Consider the following 19,984-nt stretch of genomic DNA (forward strand, 5'->3'; position numbering starts at 1 on the left):
GCAGACGATCCGGCATTTAGACGCAAGGTCGTTTTGTCATCGTTGTTTTGGACAATTGACAATCGATCGCTTTTCCGTGAAGGTGTCGACACCCAAATCAAACGGGCGTATGAATCGAGCGTTTGCCGTGCAGGCAGCGTTTGCATAACCCCGAATATCGCGTCGGCGGGTGTGCCAGGTGGATTGGCGTGAGCATTGACGGTGTCGTCATTGCCAGCCAGACGCTAGCGTGCGACGTGTACTGTTCAGCTTCCATATCCTGGAGATCAGTTGATGATTTACGAAGGTAAAGCCATCACGGTTACGGCTCTTGAAAGTGGCATCGTCGAACTGAAGTTCGACCTCAAGGGTGAGTCCGTCAACAAGTTCAACCGTCTAACCCTGAACGAATTGCGTCAGGCGGTAGATGCGATCAAGGCAGATGCTTCGGTCAAGGGCGTTATTGTTTCCAGCGGCAAAGACGTGTTCATCGTCGGCGCGGACATCACCGAATTCGTCGAAAACTTCAAGCTGCCGGATGCCGAGCTGATCGCGGGCAACCTGCAAGCCAACAAAATCTTCAGTGACTTCGAAGACCTCAACGTTCCAACTGTAGCGGCTATTAACGGCATTGCACTGGGCGGTGGTCTGGAAATGTGCCTGGCAGCGGACTTCCGCGTCATGGCCGACAGCGCCAAAATCGGCCTGCCAGAAGTCAAACTGGGCATCTACCCAGGCTTTGGCGGCACCGTTCGTCTGCCGCGCCTGATTGGCGTTGATAACGCCGTTGAGTGGATTGCCTCGGGCAAAGAAAACCGTGCTGAAGATGCGCTGAAAGTCAGTGCCGTTGATGCGGTGGTTGCACCGGCCCAACTGGCGGCAGCTGCGCTGGACCTGATCAAGCGTGCTATCAGTGGCGAGCTGGACTACAAGGCCAAGCGTCAGCCGAAACTTGAAAAGCTCAAGCTGAACGCAATCGAACAAATGATGGCATTTGAAACCGCCAAAGGTTTTGTGGCAGGTCAAGCCGGCCCGAACTACCCGGCCCCGGTCGAAGCCATCAAAACCATCCAGAAAGCGGCGAACTTCGGTCGCGACAAGGCGCTGGAAGTGGAAGCTACCGGTTTTGCCAAGTTGGCCAAGACCTCCGCTTCGCAATGCCTGATCGGGCTGTTCCTGAACGATCAGGAACTGAAGAAAAAAGCCAAGATCTACGACAAGATCGCCAAAGACGTGAAGCAGGCTGCCGTGCTCGGCGCAGGCATCATGGGTGGCGGTATTGCCTATCAGTCGGCCTCCAAAGGTACGCCGATCCTGATGAAAGACATCAACGAGCACGGTATCGAGCAGGGCCTGGCGGAAGCCGCCAAGCTGCTGGTTGGCCGCGTTGATAAAGGTCGTATGACCCCGGCGAAAATGGCTGAAGTGCTCAACGGCATTCGTCCTACGCTGTCGTACGGTGATTTCGGTCACGTAGACCTGGTGGTCGAAGCCGTTGTCGAGAACCCGAAGGTCAAGCAAGCGGTATTGGCTGAAGTGGAAAACCACGTCAAGGACGATGCCATCCTGGCGTCCAACACCTCGACCATTTCCATCAGCCTGTTGGCCAAAGCCCTCAAGCGCCCGGAAAACTTCGTCGGTATGCACTTCTTCAACCCGGTGCACATGATGCCGCTGGTGGAAGTGATTCGTGGCGAGAAGTCCAGCGATCTGGCGGTTGCAACCACGGTTGCTTATGCCAAGAAAATGGGCAAGAACCCGATTGTGGTTAACGATTGCCCAGGTTTTCTGGTCAACCGCGTACTGTTCCCGTACTTCGGCGGTTTCGCCAAGCTGGTGAGTGCAGGCGTTGATTTTGTGCGCATCGACAAAGTCATGGAAAAATTCGGCTGGCCAATGGGCCCGGCGTACCTGATGGACGTGGTCGGCATCGACACCGGTCACCACGGTCGTGATGTGATGGCTGAAGGCTTCCCGGACCGTATGAAAGATGATCGTCGCTCAGCGATCGACGCGCTGTACGAAGCCAAGCGTCTGGGCCAGAAAAACGGTAAGGGTTTCTACGCTTACGAGGCTGACAAGCGCGGCAAGCAGAAGAAAGTGGTGGATTCGAGCGTACTTGAAGTGCTCAAACCGATCGTTTACGAACAGCGCGAAGTGACTGACGAAGACATCATCAACTGGATGATGATCCCGCTGTGCCTCGAAACCGTACGCTGCCTGGAAGACGGCATCGTAGAAACCGCAGCCGAGGCCGACATGGGCCTGGTCTACGGCATCGGTTTCCCTCCGTTCCGTGGCGGCGCCCTGCGCTACATCGATTCGGTCGGTGTAGCAGCGTTCGTGGCCCTGGCTGATCAGTACGCTGAACTGGGCGCGCTGTACCACCCGACGGCGAAGCTGCGTGAAATGGCTAAAAACGGCCAGAGCTTCTTCGGTTAAGCGCCCCATTAGAGTGAGAGTGAAATTATGAGCTTGAATCCTAGAGACGTGGTGATTGTAGACTTCGGTCGCACCCCGATGGGCCGCTCCAAAGGTGGCATGCACCGCAACACCCGTGCTGAAGACATGTCTGCGCACCTGATCAGCAAAGTGCTGGAGCGCAACAGCAAGGTTGATCCGGGCGAAGTGGAAGACGTGATCTGGGGCTGCGTTAACCAGACCCTGGAGCAAGGCTGGAACATCGCGCGCATGGCGTCGTTGATGACCCAGATCCCGCACACCTCGGCCGCGCAAACCGTGAGCCGCCTGTGCGGCTCCTCGATGAGCGCCTTGCACACGGCAGCACAAGCGATCATGACCGGTAACGGTGACGTTTTCGTGGTCGGCGGCGTCGAGCATATGGGTCACGTGAGCATGATGCATGGCGTTGACCCAAACCCGCACATGTCGCTGTACGCTGCCAAAGCCTCGGGCATGATGGGTTTGACCGCAGAAATGCTGGGCAAAATGCATGGCATCACCCGCGAGCAGCAAGACGCTTTCGGTGTTCGTTCGCATCAACTCGCTCACAAGGCGACGATTGAAGGCAAGTTCAAAGACGAAATCATCCCGATGCAGGGCTACGATGAGAACGGCTTCCTGAAAACCTTCGATTACGATGAGACCATTCGTCCGGAAACGACGATGGAAAGTCTGGCGGCGTTGAAACCTGCGTTCAACCCTAAAGGCGGCACCGTGACGGCGGGTACGTCGTCGCAGATCACGGATGGTGCTTCGTGCATGATCGTGATGTCGGCTCAGCGTGCAAAAGACCTGGGTCTTGAGCCGTTGGCCGTCATTCGTTCGATGGCTGTTGCAGGTGTGGACCCGGCAATCATGGGCTATGGTCCTGTACCGGCCACACAAAAAGCATTGAAGCGCGCAGGTCTGAGCATGGCCGATATCGACTTCATTGAGCTCAACGAAGCCTTCGCAGCACAGGCCCTGCCAGTGCTGAAAGATTTGAAAGTGCTCGACAAGATGAATGAGAAGGTTAACCTGCACGGCGGTGCCATCGCTTTGGGCCATCCATTTGGATGCTCGGGAGCGCGTATCTCCGGTACGTTGCTCAATGTGATGAAGCAAAATGGCGGCACCTTCGGGTTGTCCACCATGTGCATTGGCCTTGGCCAGGGCATTGCAACTGTCTTCGAACGCGTCTAAGCGTTACGTTGATAGAAGCCGGGGCCAAGTGCCCCGGTTTTTGTTTTTTAGGTGTTTTTATTTTTTTTATTTGCAAGGTGCCGCAACATGCCGCTACAACCTGGGCTCTATCAGCATTACAAAGGGCCGCAGTATCGGGTATTCAATGTGGCTCGCCATTCTGAAACCGAAGAGGACGTGGTGTTCTACCAGGCCCTGTATGGTGAATACGGTTTTTGGGTACGCCCGCTGAGCATGTTTTTGCAGACGGTCACGGTGGACGGCATACAAGTGCCGCGCTTTGCCTTGATCCAGGCTGAACCGAGCCTTTTTTCCCGGCCATAAGGCGACGTCGCGCAGCACCCTGCGCTTGACCTCATCTTGTTGCCACTATATATAGCGGTGCCGCGTCAGGCGCGAACCGCCTTTCACTTCTAGAATTCAGGAACTTTCTGATCCATGGGCAAATCGCTGGTCATTGTGGAATCCCCGGCTAAGGCCAAGACCATCAACAAGTACTTGGGTAACGAGTACGTGGTGAAGTCGAGTATCGGCCATATCCGAGACCTGCCCACCAGCGGTTCGGCTAGCGCCAGCAAAGAACCTGCTGCCAAGCGCGGTAAGGCTGCGGCGGGCGAAGCGCCGGCCCTGTCGCCGAAAGAGAAAGCTCAAAAGCAGCTGATCTCGCGCATGGGCGTCGATCCCGAGCATGGCTGGAAAGCCAAGTACGAGATCCTTCCAGGCAAGGAAAAGGTCATCGAAGAGCTGCGCCGGCTCGCCAAGGATGCTGACACCATCTATCTCGCAACCGACTTGGATCGCGAGGGGGAAGCCATTGCATGGCACCTGCGCGAAGCCATCGGTGGGGACGACAGCCGCTACAAGCGCGTGGTGTTCAACGAAATCACCAAAAAAGCGATTCAGGAAGCCTTCTCCAAGCCGGGCGAACTGGACATCAATCGTGTAAATGCCCAGCAGGCACGTCGTTTCCTCGACCGCGTGGTGGGTTACATGGTGTCGCCGCTGTTATGGGCAAAAATTGCCCGTGGCTTGTCGGCGGGTCGTGTGCAGTCGGTGGCCGTGAAGCTGGTCGTGGAGCGTGAGCGCGAGATTCGTGCGTTCAACCCCGAAGAGTACTGGGAAGTTCACGCAGACCTCGGCACCGCCAAGGGCGCAAAAGTACGCTTTGACGTCGCGCGTGAAAAAGGCGAAGCGTTCAAACCGCTGAACGAAACCCAGGCCATGGCCGCGCTGGAGAAGCTCAAGGCTTCCAGCTACACCATCGTCAAGCGCGAAGACAAGCCGACCAGCAGCAAGCCGTCGGCACCGTTCATTACCTCCACCCTGCAACAGGCCGCGAGCAACCGCTTGGGCTTCGGGGTGAAGAAAACCATGATGATGGCTCAGCGTCTGTATGAAGCGGGCTACATCACGTACATGCGTACCGACTCCACCAACTTGTCGGCTGATGCGGTCGAGATGGCACGCACCTACATTGAAGGTGAATTTGGCGCGTCGTACCTGCCACCTGCACCGAACGTGTACAGCAGCAAGGAGGGCGCACAAGAGGCTCACGAAGCCATTCGTCCTTCTGACGTAAACATGCACCCGAGCAAGCTGTCGGGCATGGAGCGCGACGCTGAGCGCCTTTACGAGCTGATCTGGCGCCAATTCGTGGCCTGCCAGATGCTGCCCGCCAAGTACCTGTCGACCACGGTCAGCGTTGCAGCGGGTAATTTCGAGCTGCGTGCCAAAGGCCGCATCCTCAAGTTCGACGGTTATACCCGCGTGATGCCGCAAATCACCAAGCCGGGTGACGACGACGTATTGCCTGACATGGCGCAGGGCGATGTGCTCAAGTTGATCAATATTGATCCGACTCAACACTTCACCAAGCCACCGGCGCGTTACTCCGAAGCCAGCTTGGTCAAAGAGATGGAAAAACGCGGTATTGGTCGTCCTTCGACCTACGCCGCGATTATCTCGACCATTCAGGACCGTGGTTATGTGGCCTTGCACAACCGCCGTTTTTACTCCGAAAAAATGGGCGATATCGTTACCGAGCGCTTGTCCGAAAGTTTTTCTGACCTGATGGACTACGGCTTCACCGCCGGTATGGAAGAAAACCTCGACGACGTGGCACACGGTGAGCGTGACTGGAAAAATGTACTGGACGAGTTCTACGGCAGCTTCAAGAAAAAACTTGAAATCGCCGCAGACCCGGACAGTGGCATGCGTGCCAATCAGCCGGTCATGACGGACATTGCGTGTAAGGAATGCGGACGTCCGATGCAGATTCGTACCGCATCGACGGGCGTTTTCCTGGGGTGTTCGGGCTACAGCCTGCCGCCTAAAGAGCGTTGCAAGGCGACGGTCAACCTGGTGCCGGGTGATGAAATCGCCGCTGATGACGAGGGTGAGTCCGAGTCGTTGGTGTTGCTGGGCAAGCACCGCTGCCCGATTTGCAGCACCGCGATGGACGCTTACTTGCTGGATGAGAAGCACAAGCTGCATATCTGCGGTAACAACCCGGATTGCGCGGGTTATGAAATCGAAGAGGGCAGCTATCGCATCAAAGGCTACGAAGGTCCGAGCCTGGAATGTGACAAATGCGGCAGTGAGATGCAGCTCAAGACGGGTCGTTTCGGCAAGTTCTTCGGTTGCACCAATGCGGAGTGCAAAAACACCCGCAAATTGCTCAAAAGCGGTGAAGCGGCGCCGCCCAAGATGGACCCGGTGAAAATGCCGGAACTCAAGTGCGAGAAGGTGAATGACACCTACATCTTGCGTGACGGTGCTTCTGGTCTGTTCCTTGCGGCCAGCCAGTTCCCTAAAAATCGTGAGACCCGTGCCCCGTTGGTGATCGAAATTGTGCCGCACAAGGATGAAATCGATCCCAAGTATCACTTCCTGTGTGATGCGCCGAAGAAAGACCCGGACGGTCGCCCGGCAGTGATCCGCTACAGTCGCAAAACCAAAGAGCAGTACGTGCAGACTGAAGTGGATGGCAAGCCGACAGGGTGGCGTGCGTTCTACGATGGCAAGAGCTGGAAGGTTGAAGACAAGCGTAAAGAAAAAGACGCTTGATCTGAGCTGAACGCAGAGTAAAAAACCGCGCAAGGTCTGTAGGGCTTGCGCGGTTTTTTTATGCACAGCTTCAGTGGTTGGCGTAGACGCTGAGGAGTAATACGAGGCTGCGTCCGGGCGCGTGGCGCTCGTAAAACCATTAAGCCCTGTGCGTCAGTCACGCCGCTGTCATTACGTCACGGCCGCGCTGGGCCGATCTGGGCCTAGTACCTACCCCAGATGCACGGGGCGGCCATTGCGCCGCTGAACCCTTGCGTCTGCCCACCTCTGTCCCTGAGACTGCTCGATCTGCCTTAACCCTTCGTTGTGGAATGCCCCAATGGCTTACGAACTCTATACCCGTACCAATCAAAAAATATATTTCACGGGCTTGGCGCTGGAAGCCATGCACAAGGCGGCTGATGGTCGGGCCATGAATGCACAAGCTTTGGTGCAGGCTGAGCGAGAGTCGGCAGTGTTTCATTTGTATGGCGCACTGCTTGGCTTATGCCACGAGATTGCCGGTTTCTATCGTTTGCCCCAGGGCAGCGCACCTAGAGTGGAGCTTTTGCTGACGCAGGAAGTGCTGGATGCCAAAGCAATTCCTGAGCTGGCTGAAATGGTTGAATTGGCGCGCGCTCCCAACACTTGGCTTGCGCAGCTGGTAGCGGCCCATGCCGCGCTGTATCAGCCGTTGCAGGCACCTAAAAAGGTCAAGGCAGATGTGTTTCAGCCGTTGATCGAGGTGGTCAGTCTGGAGGAAGACGCACCGCAAACGTTGAGTCGCGAAACGCTTGAGGAGTGGCGTCAAAACCTGAAAAAAATGGCAATCCGCTTTCGCGATGGTCTCAATGAGTGCTAAAAGTCGCACCTGGAACTGCACAGTCATTCATCACTCCGTCATGAAAGCGCCATAGATCCTGGCAAATTCTGTTGGGATGACTGATATAATCCCGCGCTTTCGTGGAGAACAAACTTTTATGCCAACGTCCTTTCTAGAAATTGTCGAGTTGCCTGACGGCCGCATCGAGTTGCGTCGGGCTGAGGACGAAGGGTCTTTGGTGACGCTGAACTTCTCTGAAGATGCCAAGGCTTTTCTTCAGGGGCAGCACGTAGAGGTGGCCAAAGCCATGCTCAGCGTGGGTGTGCAAATGGCGGGTCGGCTGGCCGAAGGCGAGCTGGAAAAAGACGAAGGGCCGCGCATTCTTCATTGAGTGGCCACTGATGCAAGCCTGCCACAGATGAGTGAATGCGTTCTGCGGCGGCCCTGTGGCAGCAGCGTCTGGTTAGCCCAGTCGAATATTTAGACTTTGCCCGTGGCCGATCAATGCTGCGCCGATCAATTGTTGACGGGCGGGCGAGTTGAGCGGGTTTATCCAGCTCACTACGGTGTGACTACGGCCCAGGCGCAGTGCTTCGCACGTCAGTTGCAACGCACTTTTATTGCCATTGGGTTGCAGCAGCAGAATGCGTTCGCGATTAAGTCCCGCATCGCGCAACCAGCTTTGAGTCAGGCTGGCGGGTGGCGCAATCAGCGTCAACCAGCGCGCATCTTGTTGCTCGCTGAGTTCGCGAAGCATGGGAGCTAAAAGGTTCAGGCAGTTCTCGGCAGCACCGCGTAACGACAGCTCACTGAAAACCTCTGGTTCTGCGCGCCAAGGTGAATCAAGTACTGCTTTGATCGCTTGTGGCATGGGCTGGGCCATGAATGCCTCGAACAAAGGCAGTTGTGCTGGTAGCGATGGGTGCGGGAACTGCATGGCGCCTCCTTCTTTAGCGGCGTATGACGCCGACGCTCAGGCCTTCGATAACGAGTTCCTGCTCTTTGAGATTGACTTCAATGGGCGCGAAATCCGGGTTTTCAGCGATTAGCCAGACTGTGCTGCCTTCGCGCTTGAAGCGCTTGACGGTCACTTCGTCGTCAATACGTGCCACCACGATCTGCCCGTTGCGTGCTTCACGGCAGGTATGAACCGCAAGCAAGTCGCCATCAAAGATGCCGACGTCCTTCATGCTCATGCCCTGGACGCGCAACAGGTAATCGGCGCGCGGATGGAAGAAGGTCGGGTTGATATTGCACGACTCTTCGACATGTTCCTGCGCCAGAATGGGAGCGCCAGCGGCGACACGGCCAATAATGGGCAGCGTGGATTCGTCAGCATTGGCTTCAAAGCCAGGTATGCGAATACCGCGCGAGGCACCCGGTGTCATTTCAATGGCACCTTTGCGGGCCAATGCTTTCAGGTGTTCTTCGGCGGCGTTGGGAGACTTGAAACCCAGTTCTTGTGCAATTTCGGCACGGGTAGGCGGGTAACCGTTGTCATCCAGGCAGCGTTTGATAAAGGCCAGGATCTCAGCTTGGCGTGGCGTCAGTTTTAGCATGTTGATCGCTCTGTCTTTTTATACAGTGACTGGGATTATATACAGTGAAGGCGCATTGGCAATGATCCATTTCAGGCCGTCCGCTGGACGGTCATGCCTGAGCCTGATGGGCGCTACTTTATCAGCACAGGCCACGCGGGCCGAGGCTGTGGTTAAATGCGGAACTGGCCAGTCGCAAAACGAATGCCCTATCTTGACTTTTAACAAACTGAAACGTATGTTTCAAACAACTGTTTAAGTGTTTGTCAGCCGGAGTAGACATGGCCCAGTCGGAAACCGTTGAACGTATCCTTGATGCTGCTGAGCAGCTGTTCGCGGAAAAAGGTTTTGCCGAGACTTCACTGCGGCTGATCACCAGCAAGGCCGGGGTCAATCTGGCTGCGGTCAACTACCACTTCGGTTCCAAAAAAGCGCTGATTCAGGCGGTTTTTTCGCGTTTCCTGGGGCCGTTTTGCGCCAACCTCGACCGCGAGCTGGAGCGACGTCAGGCCAAGCCAGACAATCGCCCCACCCTGGAAGAACTCCTGGAAATGCTCGTGGAGCAGGCGTTGGTGATCCAGCCACGCAGTGGTAATGATCTTTCCATCTTCATGCGTTTGCTGGGTCTGGCCTTCAGCCAGAGCCAAGGCCATTTGCGGCGCTACCTTGAAGACATGTACGGCAAAGTGTTCCGCCGCTATATGTTGCTGGTTAACGAAGCCGCGCCGCAGATTCCTCCTATCGAGTTGTTTTGGCGCGTGCATTTCATGCTCGGTGCCGCGGCATTCAGCATGTCCGGGATCAAGGCGTTGCGCGCCATTGCCGAGACAGACTTCGGTGTTAACACCTCGATCGAGCAAGTCATGCGTTTGATGGTGCCTTTCCTGGCCGCCGGCATGCGCGCTGAAAGCGGGGTTGTTGACCCTGTGTTGGCCAGCGCACAAATGCGTGCGCGTAACAAAACCTCGCAGATTGCCGCCAAGGTTTGACCGGCTGCGGGTGGGCGTGGCAGTCGAGTTCCGCTAAGCTTGGCGCCATGCTCACTCCTGACTTATTCCCCTTTGTACGTGCATTGCGGTTGCCTGAACGGGCGACACGCAAGGTTGCGCCCGTGCATGCCCGGTGGGCAATAAGCGCACTCTTTCTCTAAAGGATTTTCCATGAGTTCTGCCTTGCAAGGCTCCTTGATGGTGGACGTCGCCGGTACTTGGCTGACGGCTGAAGACCGGCAATTGCTGCGCCAGCCTGAAGTGGGCGGTTTGATCATCTTTGCACGCAACATTGAGCATCCGCGCCAGGTTCGCGAACTGAGCGCTTCGATTCGTGCGATTCGCCCCGACCTGCTGCTGGCCGTTGATCAGGAAGGCGGTCGGGTGCAGCGTCTGCGCCAAGGGTTTGTACGCTTGCCGGCGATGCGCGCGATTGCAGATAACCCGAACGCCGAGTATTTGGCCGAACAATGTGGCTGGATCATGGCCACCGAAGTATTGGCCGTGGGCCTGGACTTGAGTTTTGCCCCGGTACTGGATCTGGATTACCAGCGCAGCGCCGTGGTTGGCAGCCGTGCATTCGAGGGCGATCCTGAACGCGCCGCAACCTTGGCCGCAGCCTTTATTCGCGGCATGAGTGACGCTGGCATGGCCGCCACCGGTAAGCATTTTCCGGGGCATGGCTGGGCAGAGGCTGATTCGCATGTAGCCATTCCAACAGATGAGCGCACGCTGGAGCAGATTCGTGCCCATGATCTGGTGCCTTTCGCACGGCTGAGCCAGCAATTGGCGGCGGTGATGCCCGCCCATGTGATTTACCCGCAAGTCGACAGCCAGCCCGCAGGTTTCTCCCGTCGCTGGTTGCAAGACATCTTGCGAGGTGAGTTAGGGTTCGATGGCGTGATCTTCAGCGATGACCTCTCGATGGCAGGCGCCCATGTGGTGGGCGACGCGGCCAGTCGTATCGAGGCGGCTTTGTCGGCGGGTTGCGACATGGGGCTGGTGTGCAACGACCGTGCGGCCGCCGAGTTGGCGCTCAGCGCTGCCCAGCGCATGAAGGTGACACCATCGCCGCGTATCGCGCGCATGCGCAGCCAGGCGTTTGCCAGTACTGACTACCGGCAGGACCCGCGTTGGCTGGTGGCGGTGGGTGCGCTCAAAGATGCTCAATTGATTGATTAAAGGATCGGCTCAATGACGGTTTACGCAATTATCGGCGGCACGGGCCTGACCCAGCTTGAGGGGTTGACCATCAAGCGCTCGTTGGCATTGGACACGCCTTATGGCCCGACTTCGGCTGATATCCAGATAGGTGAATTCGCGGGTCGCGACGTCTTGTTTCTGGCGCGTCATGGCCATCCGCATCGCCTGCCACCCCATCAGGTGAACTATCGCGCGAACCTGTGGGCATTGAAGCAGGCGGGTGCCGAAGCGATTTTGGCGGTGAATGCGGTGGGCGGTATCCACATGGCGATGGGCACGGGGCATTTTTGTGTGCCGCATCAACTGATCGACTACACCAGCGGTCGCGAACATACCTATTTCGCAGACGATCTGGAGCACGTGACTCATATCGACTTCAGTTATCCCTACACCGAATCGTTGCGTGAGCAATTGATTGACGCGCTGGCTGGCGAGGGTTGCTCCTACAGCAGCCACGGCGTTTATGCGGCCACCCAAGGTCCACGCCTTGAAACGGTGGCTGAAATCGCTCGTCTTGAGCGCGATGGTTGCGACATTGTCGGCATGACCGGTATGCCGGAAGCGGCATTGGCCCGTGAGCTGGAACTGGATTACGCCTGTTTGGCACTGGTGGTTAACCCGGCGGCGGGCAAGTCGACGGCGATCATCACCATGGCCGAAATCGAGCAGGCGCTGCACGACGGCATGGGTAAGGTCAAAGGCACTTTGGCGCGGGTGTTGGCGGGGTAAGGATTTTGGAGTTGCTGCCGCAGGGTGCGGCAGCGATTACAGGGGGCGATTGACAGGCTTCAACGCTTTTCGACTTTGGGTGGCAATGGCGCAAACAGGGCGTCGATGTCGTCGTCATGCAGTTTCCAGTCCCCCGCAATACGGCCATCCAGCACGCCAGCCGCTAAATCTGATTTTTCCTGCTGCAAGTGCTGGATTTTCTCTTCGACGGTGCCGCGGGCAATCATCTTGTACACAAACACCGGTTTTTCCTGCCCTATCCGATAAGCTCGGTCGGTGGCCTGGTTTTCTGCTGCCGGGTTCCACCAGGGGTCGTAGTGAATCACAGTGTCGGCTTCGGTCAGGTTCAGGCCTACACCACCCGCCTTAAGACTGATCAGAAATATCTGCAATTTGCCGCTCTGAAAGTCTTTGACCGGTGTACGTCTATCCCGTGTTTGACCGGTGAGCAGGGCGTAATCAATGTTGCGCTTTTTCAGCTCGGCCTCGATCAGGCCCAGCATGGAGGTGAACTGGGAAAACAGCAGAATGCGTCGCCCCTCCGCAAACAGTTCTTCGAGCATCACCATCAAGCTGTCGAGTTTGCCCGAGGTGCTGCCTTTTTTTGGCGGGTTGTCGCTGACCAGGCGCAGGTCGCAGCACACCTGGCGCAGTTTGAGCAGGGCTTCCAGGATGATGATCTGGCTGCGGCCTACACCTTTGCGCGTAATTTCATCGCGCACTTTTTTGTCCATCGCCAAGCGCATGGTTTCGTACACGTCCCGTTGCGCTTCGTTGAGATCAACCCAGTGGATGATCTCGGTTTTTGGGGGTAATTCGGTGGCCACTTGCTCTTTGGTTCGACGCAGCAGGAACGGTTTGATCCGCGCGTTCAGGTGCTGCAAACGTTCATCGCTGCCGTGACGTTCAATCGGCACACGGTAGTCGCGGTTGAAGGCTTTGACGTCGCCCAGCCAGCCGGGTAACAAAAAGTGAAACAGTGCCCACAGCTCGCCCAAGTGGTTCTCCAGCGGTGTACCGCTCAAGCACAGGCGTTGGCGCGCCACCAGCTCGCGCGCAGCTTGCGAGGCTTTGCTGTTGGGATTCTTGATGTACTGCGCTTCGTCGAGGATCAGGATGTGCAACGGCACTTTAGCCAGCAGCTCAATGTCTTTGGGCAGCAGGGCATAGGTGGTCAGGATCACGTCGTAATCGTTGAGGTGCTCGACGTGTTTTTTGCGACTGGCGCCGTACAGCGCCAGTACCTTGAGTTGTGGCGTGAAGTGCGCCGCTTCGTCCACCCAGTTTGGAATCAGGCTGGTGGGCATCACCACCATTGCCGGGCGATCCAGCCGCCCCGCGTTCTTTTCGCACAGAATGTGCGCCAGAGTTTGCAGGGTTTTGCCTAAACCCATGTCGTCCGCCAGAATGCCGCCGACTTCAAGTTGGCGCAGCGACTGCATCCAGCTCAATCCTTCGAGTTGATACGGTCTGAGCGTGGCATTTAGCCCTTGTGGCGCCTCGACACTGAAGTCTTTGATGTCGCGCAGGCGCTGGGCAAAGCCACGAATCTGCTCGCCGCCTTCCCAGCGCAAGGGCAGTGCATCCAGGGCATTGAGCCGTGGTGCGTCGGCGCTTTTAATTCGCAAGGTGGTGGCGCCCGGCTCGCCCAGATAAAACTCACCCAGAGTGGCCAGCACCGGTTTCAAGCGGCCATAGGGCAACGCCACTTGAAGCGGCATTTGCGTGCTGTTAGGGATGGCCGGGATATTCACCAGAATCAGCTCGTCATCGCGGCGCTTGGCGAGCTTTTCAGGGCTGAGTATTTCAGTGTGCGAGCGCATCAGGTTAAGCAGAATCGGCAGCAGGCTCAGGCGCTGGCCATTGACGATAATCCCCAGCTCCAGGTCGAACCAGTCCCGCTCCGGCGCCTCATCGACGTTGGCGTACCAGTCTTCGACCGGACTCAGGTCAAAGCCGAAGTGTTCATCGATCTGCACTTCCCAGCCTTGCTCGCGCAAGGTGTCCAGCTGGTTGAGCGTGAAGTTCAGCCAGGCACTGTCATTGACCAGCTCAAACAGCTCGCCCGCGCTTTCGGGCAAGGCTTTGCTCTGGCGCGTGGCGATTTTGAAGCCCAGGACCCGCAACTGTTCGCGGTAGAGGTTTTCGGTTTCGGGGTGGCGTTTGATGCGCAGAATGTGGTCTTCGTGGCGAATCAAGACGTCCGCGTTTTTCTGCCCCGACACGTAAGTCTCGCGGTAATTGAACGATAGCGCGGCGCGGTGCTGGATGTAGCGCTGCATTTTGCCGTTGCGCGGCTCAAAGGCGCTGAACTCGGCGCTGGCCAGCCATAACCGCGGGATCGGCTGTACATTGTCGATCTGTTGCTCGGGCAGGTTGGCAGGGCGGCGCGAGTCGAGTACGGCCTGAAGTTTTTCCAGGAGTTCGGCATCCTGGGCGGCGGCGGGGTAGTTCAAGGTGTCTTCAATCTTCAGTAATACGGCAGCAGTGTGCTTGCAGTTGGTGCGCACGGGGCAGGTGCATTCAGCGCTCACCAGCAGCAGCGAGCCTTTGGCTGACTCGCGTAAGCGAATGGTCTGGCGGTAGGGGTGTTCGCTCGAACCCTGACAGCTGGAGGTGATCAGGCTGTCACCGATTTGAGCGATTCGGACGCGGTTTTCCCTCGCGTAGCGGCGGCCACGCTCAAGGCTTTGTTCTTTAAACCGGCTGACCCATGTCGGCGCCAGCGGTTTGGTCAGTCGTGGTGTCTGGCTTAAGGGCATGGGTGTTTCATTGTGCGCATCCCATCAGGAAGACTTCGGTGTCAGGCGTTCAAACAACGCCTCGATGGTATTGAAGCGTTCATCGGGGCGCTCCATCGGCACCATGAATTTGAACAGCGTCGCGCCTTCGAACTTGTAACGGTTCGGTTGGCCTTGAATCAGCTTGATCAAGACCAGCGGGTCGACCGGGGTGTCAGACGCGAACTCAATACGTCCGCCTTGTGGGCCGGCATCGACTTTTTTGATCCCCAGTTGCTCGGCCTGCAATTTGAGCTGGGTAATGCGCACCAGATTTTTGGTCGGCTCGGGGAGCAGGCCAAAGCGGTCGATCATTTCGACTTGCAAGTCCTTGAGACCGTCTTCGTCGGTCGCAGAAGCGATGCGCTTGTAGAGGATCAGCCGCGCATGCACATCGGGCAAATAGGACTCGGGAATCAATGCCGGCACGCGCAGGTTGATTTCCGGGCCGCCACCCAACGGTTGGTCGAGGTTCGGCTGCTCGCCTTTGCGGATCGACTTGACGGCACGTTCGAGCATTTCCATGTACAGGGTAAAGCCCACGGCCTGGATCTGTCCGCTTTGGCCGTCGCCCAGCAGTTCGCCTGCGCCACGGATTTCGAGGTCGTTGGTGGCCAGTACAAAGCCTGCCCCTAGGTCCTGGGTGTTGGCGATAGCTTCCAGACGCTTTTGGGCGTCGCCGGTGATTTGCTGGCGCGGTGGCGTCAGCAGGTACGCATAAGCCTGGTGGTGACTGCGCCCGACGCGACCGCGCAGTTGATGCAGTTGCGCCAGGCCGAATTTGTCTGCGCGCTCAATGATGATGGTGTTGGCGCTCGGCACGTCGATGCCGGTTTCGATGATGGTCGAGGCAATCAGCACGTTGAAACGCTTGTGGTAAAAGTCGCTCATCACCTGTTCGAGTTCACGCTCGCGCATCTGGCCGTGGCCGATACCGATGCGGGCCTCAGGGACCAGTTCAGCAAGCTCGGCCGCGCATTTTTCGATGGTTTTGACGTCGTTGTGCAGGTAATACACCTGACCGCCCCGCAACAACTCACGCAACAACGCCTCTTTGACGGTGCTGTTGTTGTGCTCCATGACGAAGGTGCGTACCGACAAACGGCGCGCGGGCGGCGTGGCGATGATCGACAAATCGCGCATGCCCGACACCGCCATGTTCAGCGTGCGTGGGATAGGCGTCGCGGTGAGGGTCAGAATATCGACCTCGCTGCGCAGGGCCTTGAGCTGTTCTTTTTGCCGAACCCCAAAACGGTGTTCTTCGTCGATGATCACTAAACCGAGGTTTTTGATTTTGACGTCGTCTTGCAGCAGTTTGTGCGTGCCGATCACGATGTCGATTTTGCCTTCGGCCAAATCAGCCACTGCGGCATTGATTTCTTTCGCAGACTTGAAGCGGCTCATCACCTCGACCCGTACTGGCCAGTCGGCAAAGCGGTCGCGAAAGCTGTTGTAGTGCTGCTGGGCCAGAAGCGTGGTCGGGACCAAAATCGCGACCTGACGGCCACCGTGTACAGCAATAAAAGCGGCGCGCATGGCCACTTCGGTTTTACCGAAGCCCACATCGCCACACACCAGGCGGTCCATCGGCTTGGGCGCGAGCATGTCGGCGCGCACCGCTTCGATGGCGGTCTGCTGGTCGGGTGTCTCTTCAAACGGGAACCCGGCGCTGAAGGTTGCGTAATCGGCTTTCGGGTCATCAAAGGCATGGCCCTCGCGGGCGGCGCGGCGAGCATAGATGTCGAGCAGCTCGGCGGCCACATCGCGCACTTGTTCGGCGGCTTTGCGTTTGGCTTTTTGCCAAGTTTCGGACCCTAGCCTGTGCAGCGGCGCCAGTTCGTCATCGCTGCCGGTGTAGCGGGCGATCAGGTGCAGATTCGCCACCGGTACGTAAAGCTTGGCGCCTTCGGCGTATTGCAATGTCAGGAATTCGGCTTCCTGGTTGTCGATTTCGAGCGTGGCCAGCCCTTGGTAGCGACCCACACCGTGGTCGATGTGCACCACGGGTGCGCCTTCGCGCAGCTCGGTGAGGTTTTTAATCACCGCGTCGTTGTTGGCATCAGCGCGTTTTTCGCGACGACGACGTTGCATCACGCGTTGGCCAAACAGCGGGCTTTCAGCAATCAGCGCCAGTGCCGGATCGTCCAGCAACAAGCCTTCGTCCAGCGGCGCAATGGTGATGGCCAACCGATGTTTGCTGGCGACGAAGTCGGGCCAGCTGTCGACGGTTTTGGGGCGCAACTTAAGGCGTTCAAGCAATTCGAGCAGCACTTCGCGGCGCCCGGCAGACTCGGCGGTAAAGAGCACGCGGCCTTCAAACTGCTCCAGAAAACCCGAGAGTGCGGCCAGCGGTTGGTTGGCCTTGGCTTCAATCGCAAGGTTAGGCAGCGATTGAGCCGGGAAACGCTCGCGGCTGCTGCCGGTGTCCAGATCGTCCTGGCTGGCGACTACGCGCGGCCAGTTCTTGAGGCGGGCGAAGCAGTCTTCGACCGGCAAAAACAGTTCGGCGGGTGGCAATAAAGGACGAGAAGGATCGACACGGCGCTCTTCGTAGCGGTTGCGCACATCCGACCAGAAATTCTCGGCCGCCTGTTCGATGCCGGGCAGCGAGAACACTTGGGTGTCGCCGGGCAAGTAGTCGAACAGGGTCGAGGTTTCATCAAAGAACAACGGCAGGTAGTACTCGATACCGGCAGGCGTAATACCGCTGCTTAAATCTTGAAAAATCGGACAACGACGGAAGTCGACATCAAAGCGTTCGCGAAAGCGTGCCTTGAAGCGCGTGACCGCATCTTTTTGCAGCGGGAATTCGCGCGCAGGCAACAGGCGTATTGAGTCGACTTTGTCGATCGAACGCTGGTTTTCAGGATCGAAAGTGCGCAGGGTTTCGATTTCGTCGTCGAACAGATCGATCCGGTAAGGCAGCTTGCTGCCCATGGGGAAGAGGTCGATCAAGGCGCCGCGTACCGCAAACTCGCCGTGCTCGTACACCGTGTCGACGCAGCGGTAGCCGCTGGCCTCCAGTCGGGTGCGCATCTGCTCCACGTCCAGCTTTTGCCCGACATCGAGTACCAGGCTGCTGCCGAGCAAAAACTTGGTCGGCGCCAGGCGGTGTAGGGCCGTGGTGATCGGCACTACCAAAACGCCATGATCCAGTTCAGGCAGCCGGTACAGGCTGGCAATACGCTGGGAAATGATGTCCTGGTGCGGCGAAAACAGGTCGTAAGGCAGGGTTTCCCAGTCAGGGAAATGCAGCACGGGCAGTTCGGGGGCGAAAAACCTCAGCTCCTGCTCAAGGCGCTCGGCGCTTTGGCTGTCGGCGGTCAGCAGCAGGGTGAAGCGCTTCGCGGCGCTGGCAGCCTCGGCAATGGCGAGGCTCAGGGCGGCACCGGGCAGGTTGCCCCAGTGCTGTTTACCTGCCGTAGCAGGCAGTTTGGGTAGTCGCAGGACGGGCACGGAAGGTTGAGCTCCAAGCGTTGCGGCAAAGAGGTCGATTGTAGCGGGCCAAAGGGCTGGCTGTCAGTTGCCGTCTGTTGCTGGGGCTTAATTCCAGCATTTGAAGGGCAAAACTCAGTGCCAGAACCTTCATTAAGTCGCTCAAAGGTGGGCGAATCCTCTGTGCTGAGATTTTTTTCGCCTATGAATATGGGGGCTTAATCGTTTCAGTCGGGGCTGTGTGACAGGCGCACATTGCCCATGATCTGGCGCAGCGGCATAATGTAGCCCCTTTTTTCAGCCCCTACATGTGGAAGGTTCCCGTGACTCAGAAGCCCGACCAGTGTCTTGGTGAATGGATCGACCGTGAAGCACTCGCAGAAGCGATGATTCCGCTGATTGGTCAGCTCTACCGCAATAACAACGTGGTGAGTTCGATCTATGGCCGCAGCCTGATCAACCGTTCAGTCATTGCGATTCTCAAAGCTCACCGCTTTGCGCGTCATCGCCAGAGCGATGACATTGAATTGTCCGTGCACGAAACTTTCCCACTGCTCAAAGCGATGAGCGAACTCAAGCTTGGGGCTGCTTCGGTAGACCTGGGCAAATTGGCCGTCAAGTTCAAAGCCCACGGCAATGGCCGTACGGCCGAGCAGTTTGTGCGCGAAGAGCTGGCCGAGGTGGTGGGTCAGCAAAACGCTGGCGCCCGTAAAGGTACAGACGTTGTGCTGTACGGCTTCGGTCGTATTGGCCGCCTGCTGGCGCGCATCCTGATCGAAAAAACCGGTGGCGGCGACGGTCTGCGTCTGCGTGCCATCGTGGTGCGTAAAGGCGCCGACAACGACCTGGTCAAACGCGCAAGCTTGCTGCGTCGTGACTCGGTGCACGGTCCGTTCGACGGCACCATTGTGGTTGATGAAGAAAACAACACCATCACCGCCAACGGCAACCTGATTCAGGTGATCTACGCGAAGAACCCGACTGAGGTGGATTACACCCAGTACGGCATTCAAAACGCATTGCTGGTGGACAACACCGGGGTGTGGCGTGACGCTGAAGGCCTGGGCCAGCACTTGCAGTGCCCTGGGATTGACCGCGTGGTATTGACCGCGCCGGGTAAAGGCAAGCTGAAGAACATCGTTCATGGCATCAACCACGGCGAAATCACCGCGGATGACAAGATCGTTTCGGCGGCATCCTGCACCACCAACGCCATCGTGCCGGTGCTCAAGGCAGTCAACGACAAGTTCGGCATCGTCAACGGTCACGTAGAAACGGTTCACTCGTACACCAACGACCAGAACCTGATCGACAACTTCCACAAGGGCGATCGCCGTGGCCGTTCGGCTGCGCTGAACATGGTCATCACCGAGACCGGTGCTGCTACCGCTGCGGCCAAGGCACTGCCTGAGCTGGCGGGCAAGCTGACCGGTAACGCGATCCGTGTACCTACGCCGAACGTGTCAATGGCCATCCTCAACCTGAACCTTGAGAAGCCAGCGACTCGTGAAGAAATGAACGAGTACCTGCGCCACATGGCGCTGCACTCCGATCTGCACAAGCAAATCGACTTCGTGAGCTCGCAGGAAGTGGTGTCCACTGACTTCGTAGGTTCGCGTCACGCCGGTGTGGTCGATGCTGAAGCCACCATCTGCAATGACAACCGCGTTGTGCTGTACGTGTGGTACGACAACGAGTTCGGTTATAGCTGCCAGGTTGTGCGCGTCATGGAAGACATGGCCGGGGTCAACCCGCCTGCGTTCCCGCGCTAAGCAACGCTTGCCACTGAAAACGCCCCGACTGGTTCGGGGCGTTTTT

General features: G+C 57.5%; 14 protein-coding genes. 10 read left to right on the forward strand and 4 right to left on the reverse strand.

What is annotated here, in order from left to right; translation table 11 throughout:
• The first annotated feature begins 273 nt into the window (after window positions 1–273).
• The 6 genes from fadB to TU86_RS15235 all read left to right on the forward strand — a co-directional run bounded on the left by fadB (window position 274) and on the right by TU86_RS15235 (window position 7,883).
• The gene (gene fadB, locus TU86_RS15210) at window positions 274–2,421 is read left to right on the forward strand and encodes a fatty acid oxidation complex subunit alpha FadB (RefSeq protein ID WP_048365156.1); all 2,148 of its coding nucleotides are present in this window, start codon (window positions 274–276) and stop codon (window positions 2,419–2,421) included.
• 27 nt (window positions 2,422–2,448) lie between these two features.
• Window positions 2,449–3,624, forward strand: a complete 1,176-nt coding sequence (gene fadA / locus TU86_RS15215; RefSeq protein WP_048365157.1) for an acetyl-CoA C-acyltransferase FadA — start codon at window positions 2,449–2,451, stop codon at window positions 3,622–3,624.
• An 87-nt stretch (window positions 3,625–3,711) separates the two neighbouring features.
• Window positions 3,712–3,948 carry a DUF1653 domain-containing protein gene (locus tag TU86_RS15220; protein ID WP_048365158.1) on the forward strand — a complete coding sequence of 79 codons (237 nt, stop codon included), beginning with the start codon at window positions 3,712–3,714 and terminating at the stop codon, window positions 3,946–3,948.
• 114 nt (window positions 3,949–4,062) lie between these two features.
• The gene (gene topA, locus TU86_RS15225) at window positions 4,063–6,690 is read left to right on the forward strand and encodes a type I DNA topoisomerase (protein WP_048365159.1); all 2,628 of its coding nucleotides are present in this window, start codon (window positions 4,063–4,065) and stop codon (window positions 6,688–6,690) included.
• A 319-nt stretch (window positions 6,691–7,009) separates the two neighbouring features.
• Window positions 7,010–7,531, forward strand: coding sequence for a DUF6586 family protein (locus TU86_RS15230; RefSeq protein WP_048365160.1), 522 nt, complete (start codon window positions 7,010–7,012; stop codon window positions 7,529–7,531).
• A gap of 118 nt (window positions 7,532–7,649) precedes the next feature.
• A complete protein-coding gene (locus TU86_RS15235; protein WP_019408701.1) occupies window positions 7,650–7,883 on the forward strand; it encodes a hypothetical protein in 234 nt (77 codons plus the stop codon).
• 72 nt (window positions 7,884–7,955) lie between these two features.
• On the opposite strand, the gene sulA is transcribed toward TU86_RS15235, so the two are convergent.
• Both sulA and lexA read right to left on the reverse strand, forming a co-directional pair.
• Entirely contained in the window at window positions 7,956–8,429 is a 474-nt protein-coding gene (gene sulA, locus TU86_RS15240) for an SOS-induced cell division inhibitor SulA (RefSeq protein WP_048365161.1), read from the reverse strand.
• 13 nt (window positions 8,430–8,442) lie between these two features.
• Window positions 8,443–9,051: a transcriptional repressor LexA gene (gene lexA / locus TU86_RS15245; protein WP_048365162.1), complete on the reverse strand. Its 609-nt coding sequence runs from the start codon at window positions 9,049–9,051 to the stop codon at window positions 8,443–8,445.
• A 260-nt stretch (window positions 9,052–9,311) separates the two neighbouring features.
• Here lexA and TU86_RS15255 point away from each other — a divergent pair, with 260 nt between their 5' ends.
• From TU86_RS15255 to TU86_RS15265, 3 genes are all read left to right on the forward strand, one after another.
• Window positions 9,312–10,019 (forward strand): TetR/AcrR family transcriptional regulator, encoded by a 708-nt coding sequence (locus TU86_RS15255; RefSeq protein WP_048365164.1) that lies wholly within the window; start codon window positions 9,312–9,314, stop codon window positions 10,017–10,019.
• Between the two features lie 183 nt (window positions 10,020–10,202).
• Window positions 10,203–11,201, forward strand: coding sequence for a beta-N-acetylhexosaminidase (gene nagZ / locus TU86_RS15260; protein ID WP_193387784.1), 999 nt, complete (start codon window positions 10,203–10,205; stop codon window positions 11,199–11,201).
• Window positions 11,202–11,213: 12 nt separating this feature from the next.
• The gene (locus tag TU86_RS15265; protein ID WP_048365166.1) at window positions 11,214–11,951 is read left to right on the forward strand and encodes an S-methyl-5'-thioinosine phosphorylase; all 738 of its coding nucleotides are present in this window, start codon (window positions 11,214–11,216) and stop codon (window positions 11,949–11,951) included.
• Between the two features lie 59 nt (window positions 11,952–12,010).
• On the opposite strand, the gene TU86_RS15270 is transcribed toward TU86_RS15265, so the two are convergent.
• Both TU86_RS15270 and mfd read right to left on the reverse strand, forming a co-directional pair.
• A complete protein-coding gene (locus TU86_RS15270; RefSeq protein ID WP_048365167.1) occupies window positions 12,011–14,713 on the reverse strand; it encodes a DEAD/DEAH box helicase in 2,703 nt (900 codons plus the stop codon).
• Window positions 14,714–14,737: 24 nt separating this feature from the next.
• Window positions 14,738–18,187 (reverse strand): transcription-repair coupling factor, encoded by a 3,450-nt coding sequence (gene mfd, locus TU86_RS15275; protein ID WP_048365168.1) that lies wholly within the window; start codon window positions 18,185–18,187, stop codon window positions 14,738–14,740.
• Between the two features lie 287 nt (window positions 18,188–18,474).
• Between mfd and TU86_RS15280 the strand changes: the two genes are divergently transcribed.
• Window positions 18,475–19,938, forward strand: coding sequence for a glyceraldehyde-3-phosphate dehydrogenase (locus TU86_RS15280; protein WP_048365169.1), 1,464 nt, complete (start codon window positions 18,475–18,477; stop codon window positions 19,936–19,938).
• Window positions 19,939–19,984 lie beyond the last annotated feature (46 nt).

The organism is Pseudomonas weihenstephanensis, from assembly GCF_001043055.1.
GTDB classification, from domain to species: domain Bacteria; phylum Pseudomonadota; class Gammaproteobacteria; order Pseudomonadales; family Pseudomonadaceae; genus Aquipseudomonas; species Aquipseudomonas weihenstephanensis.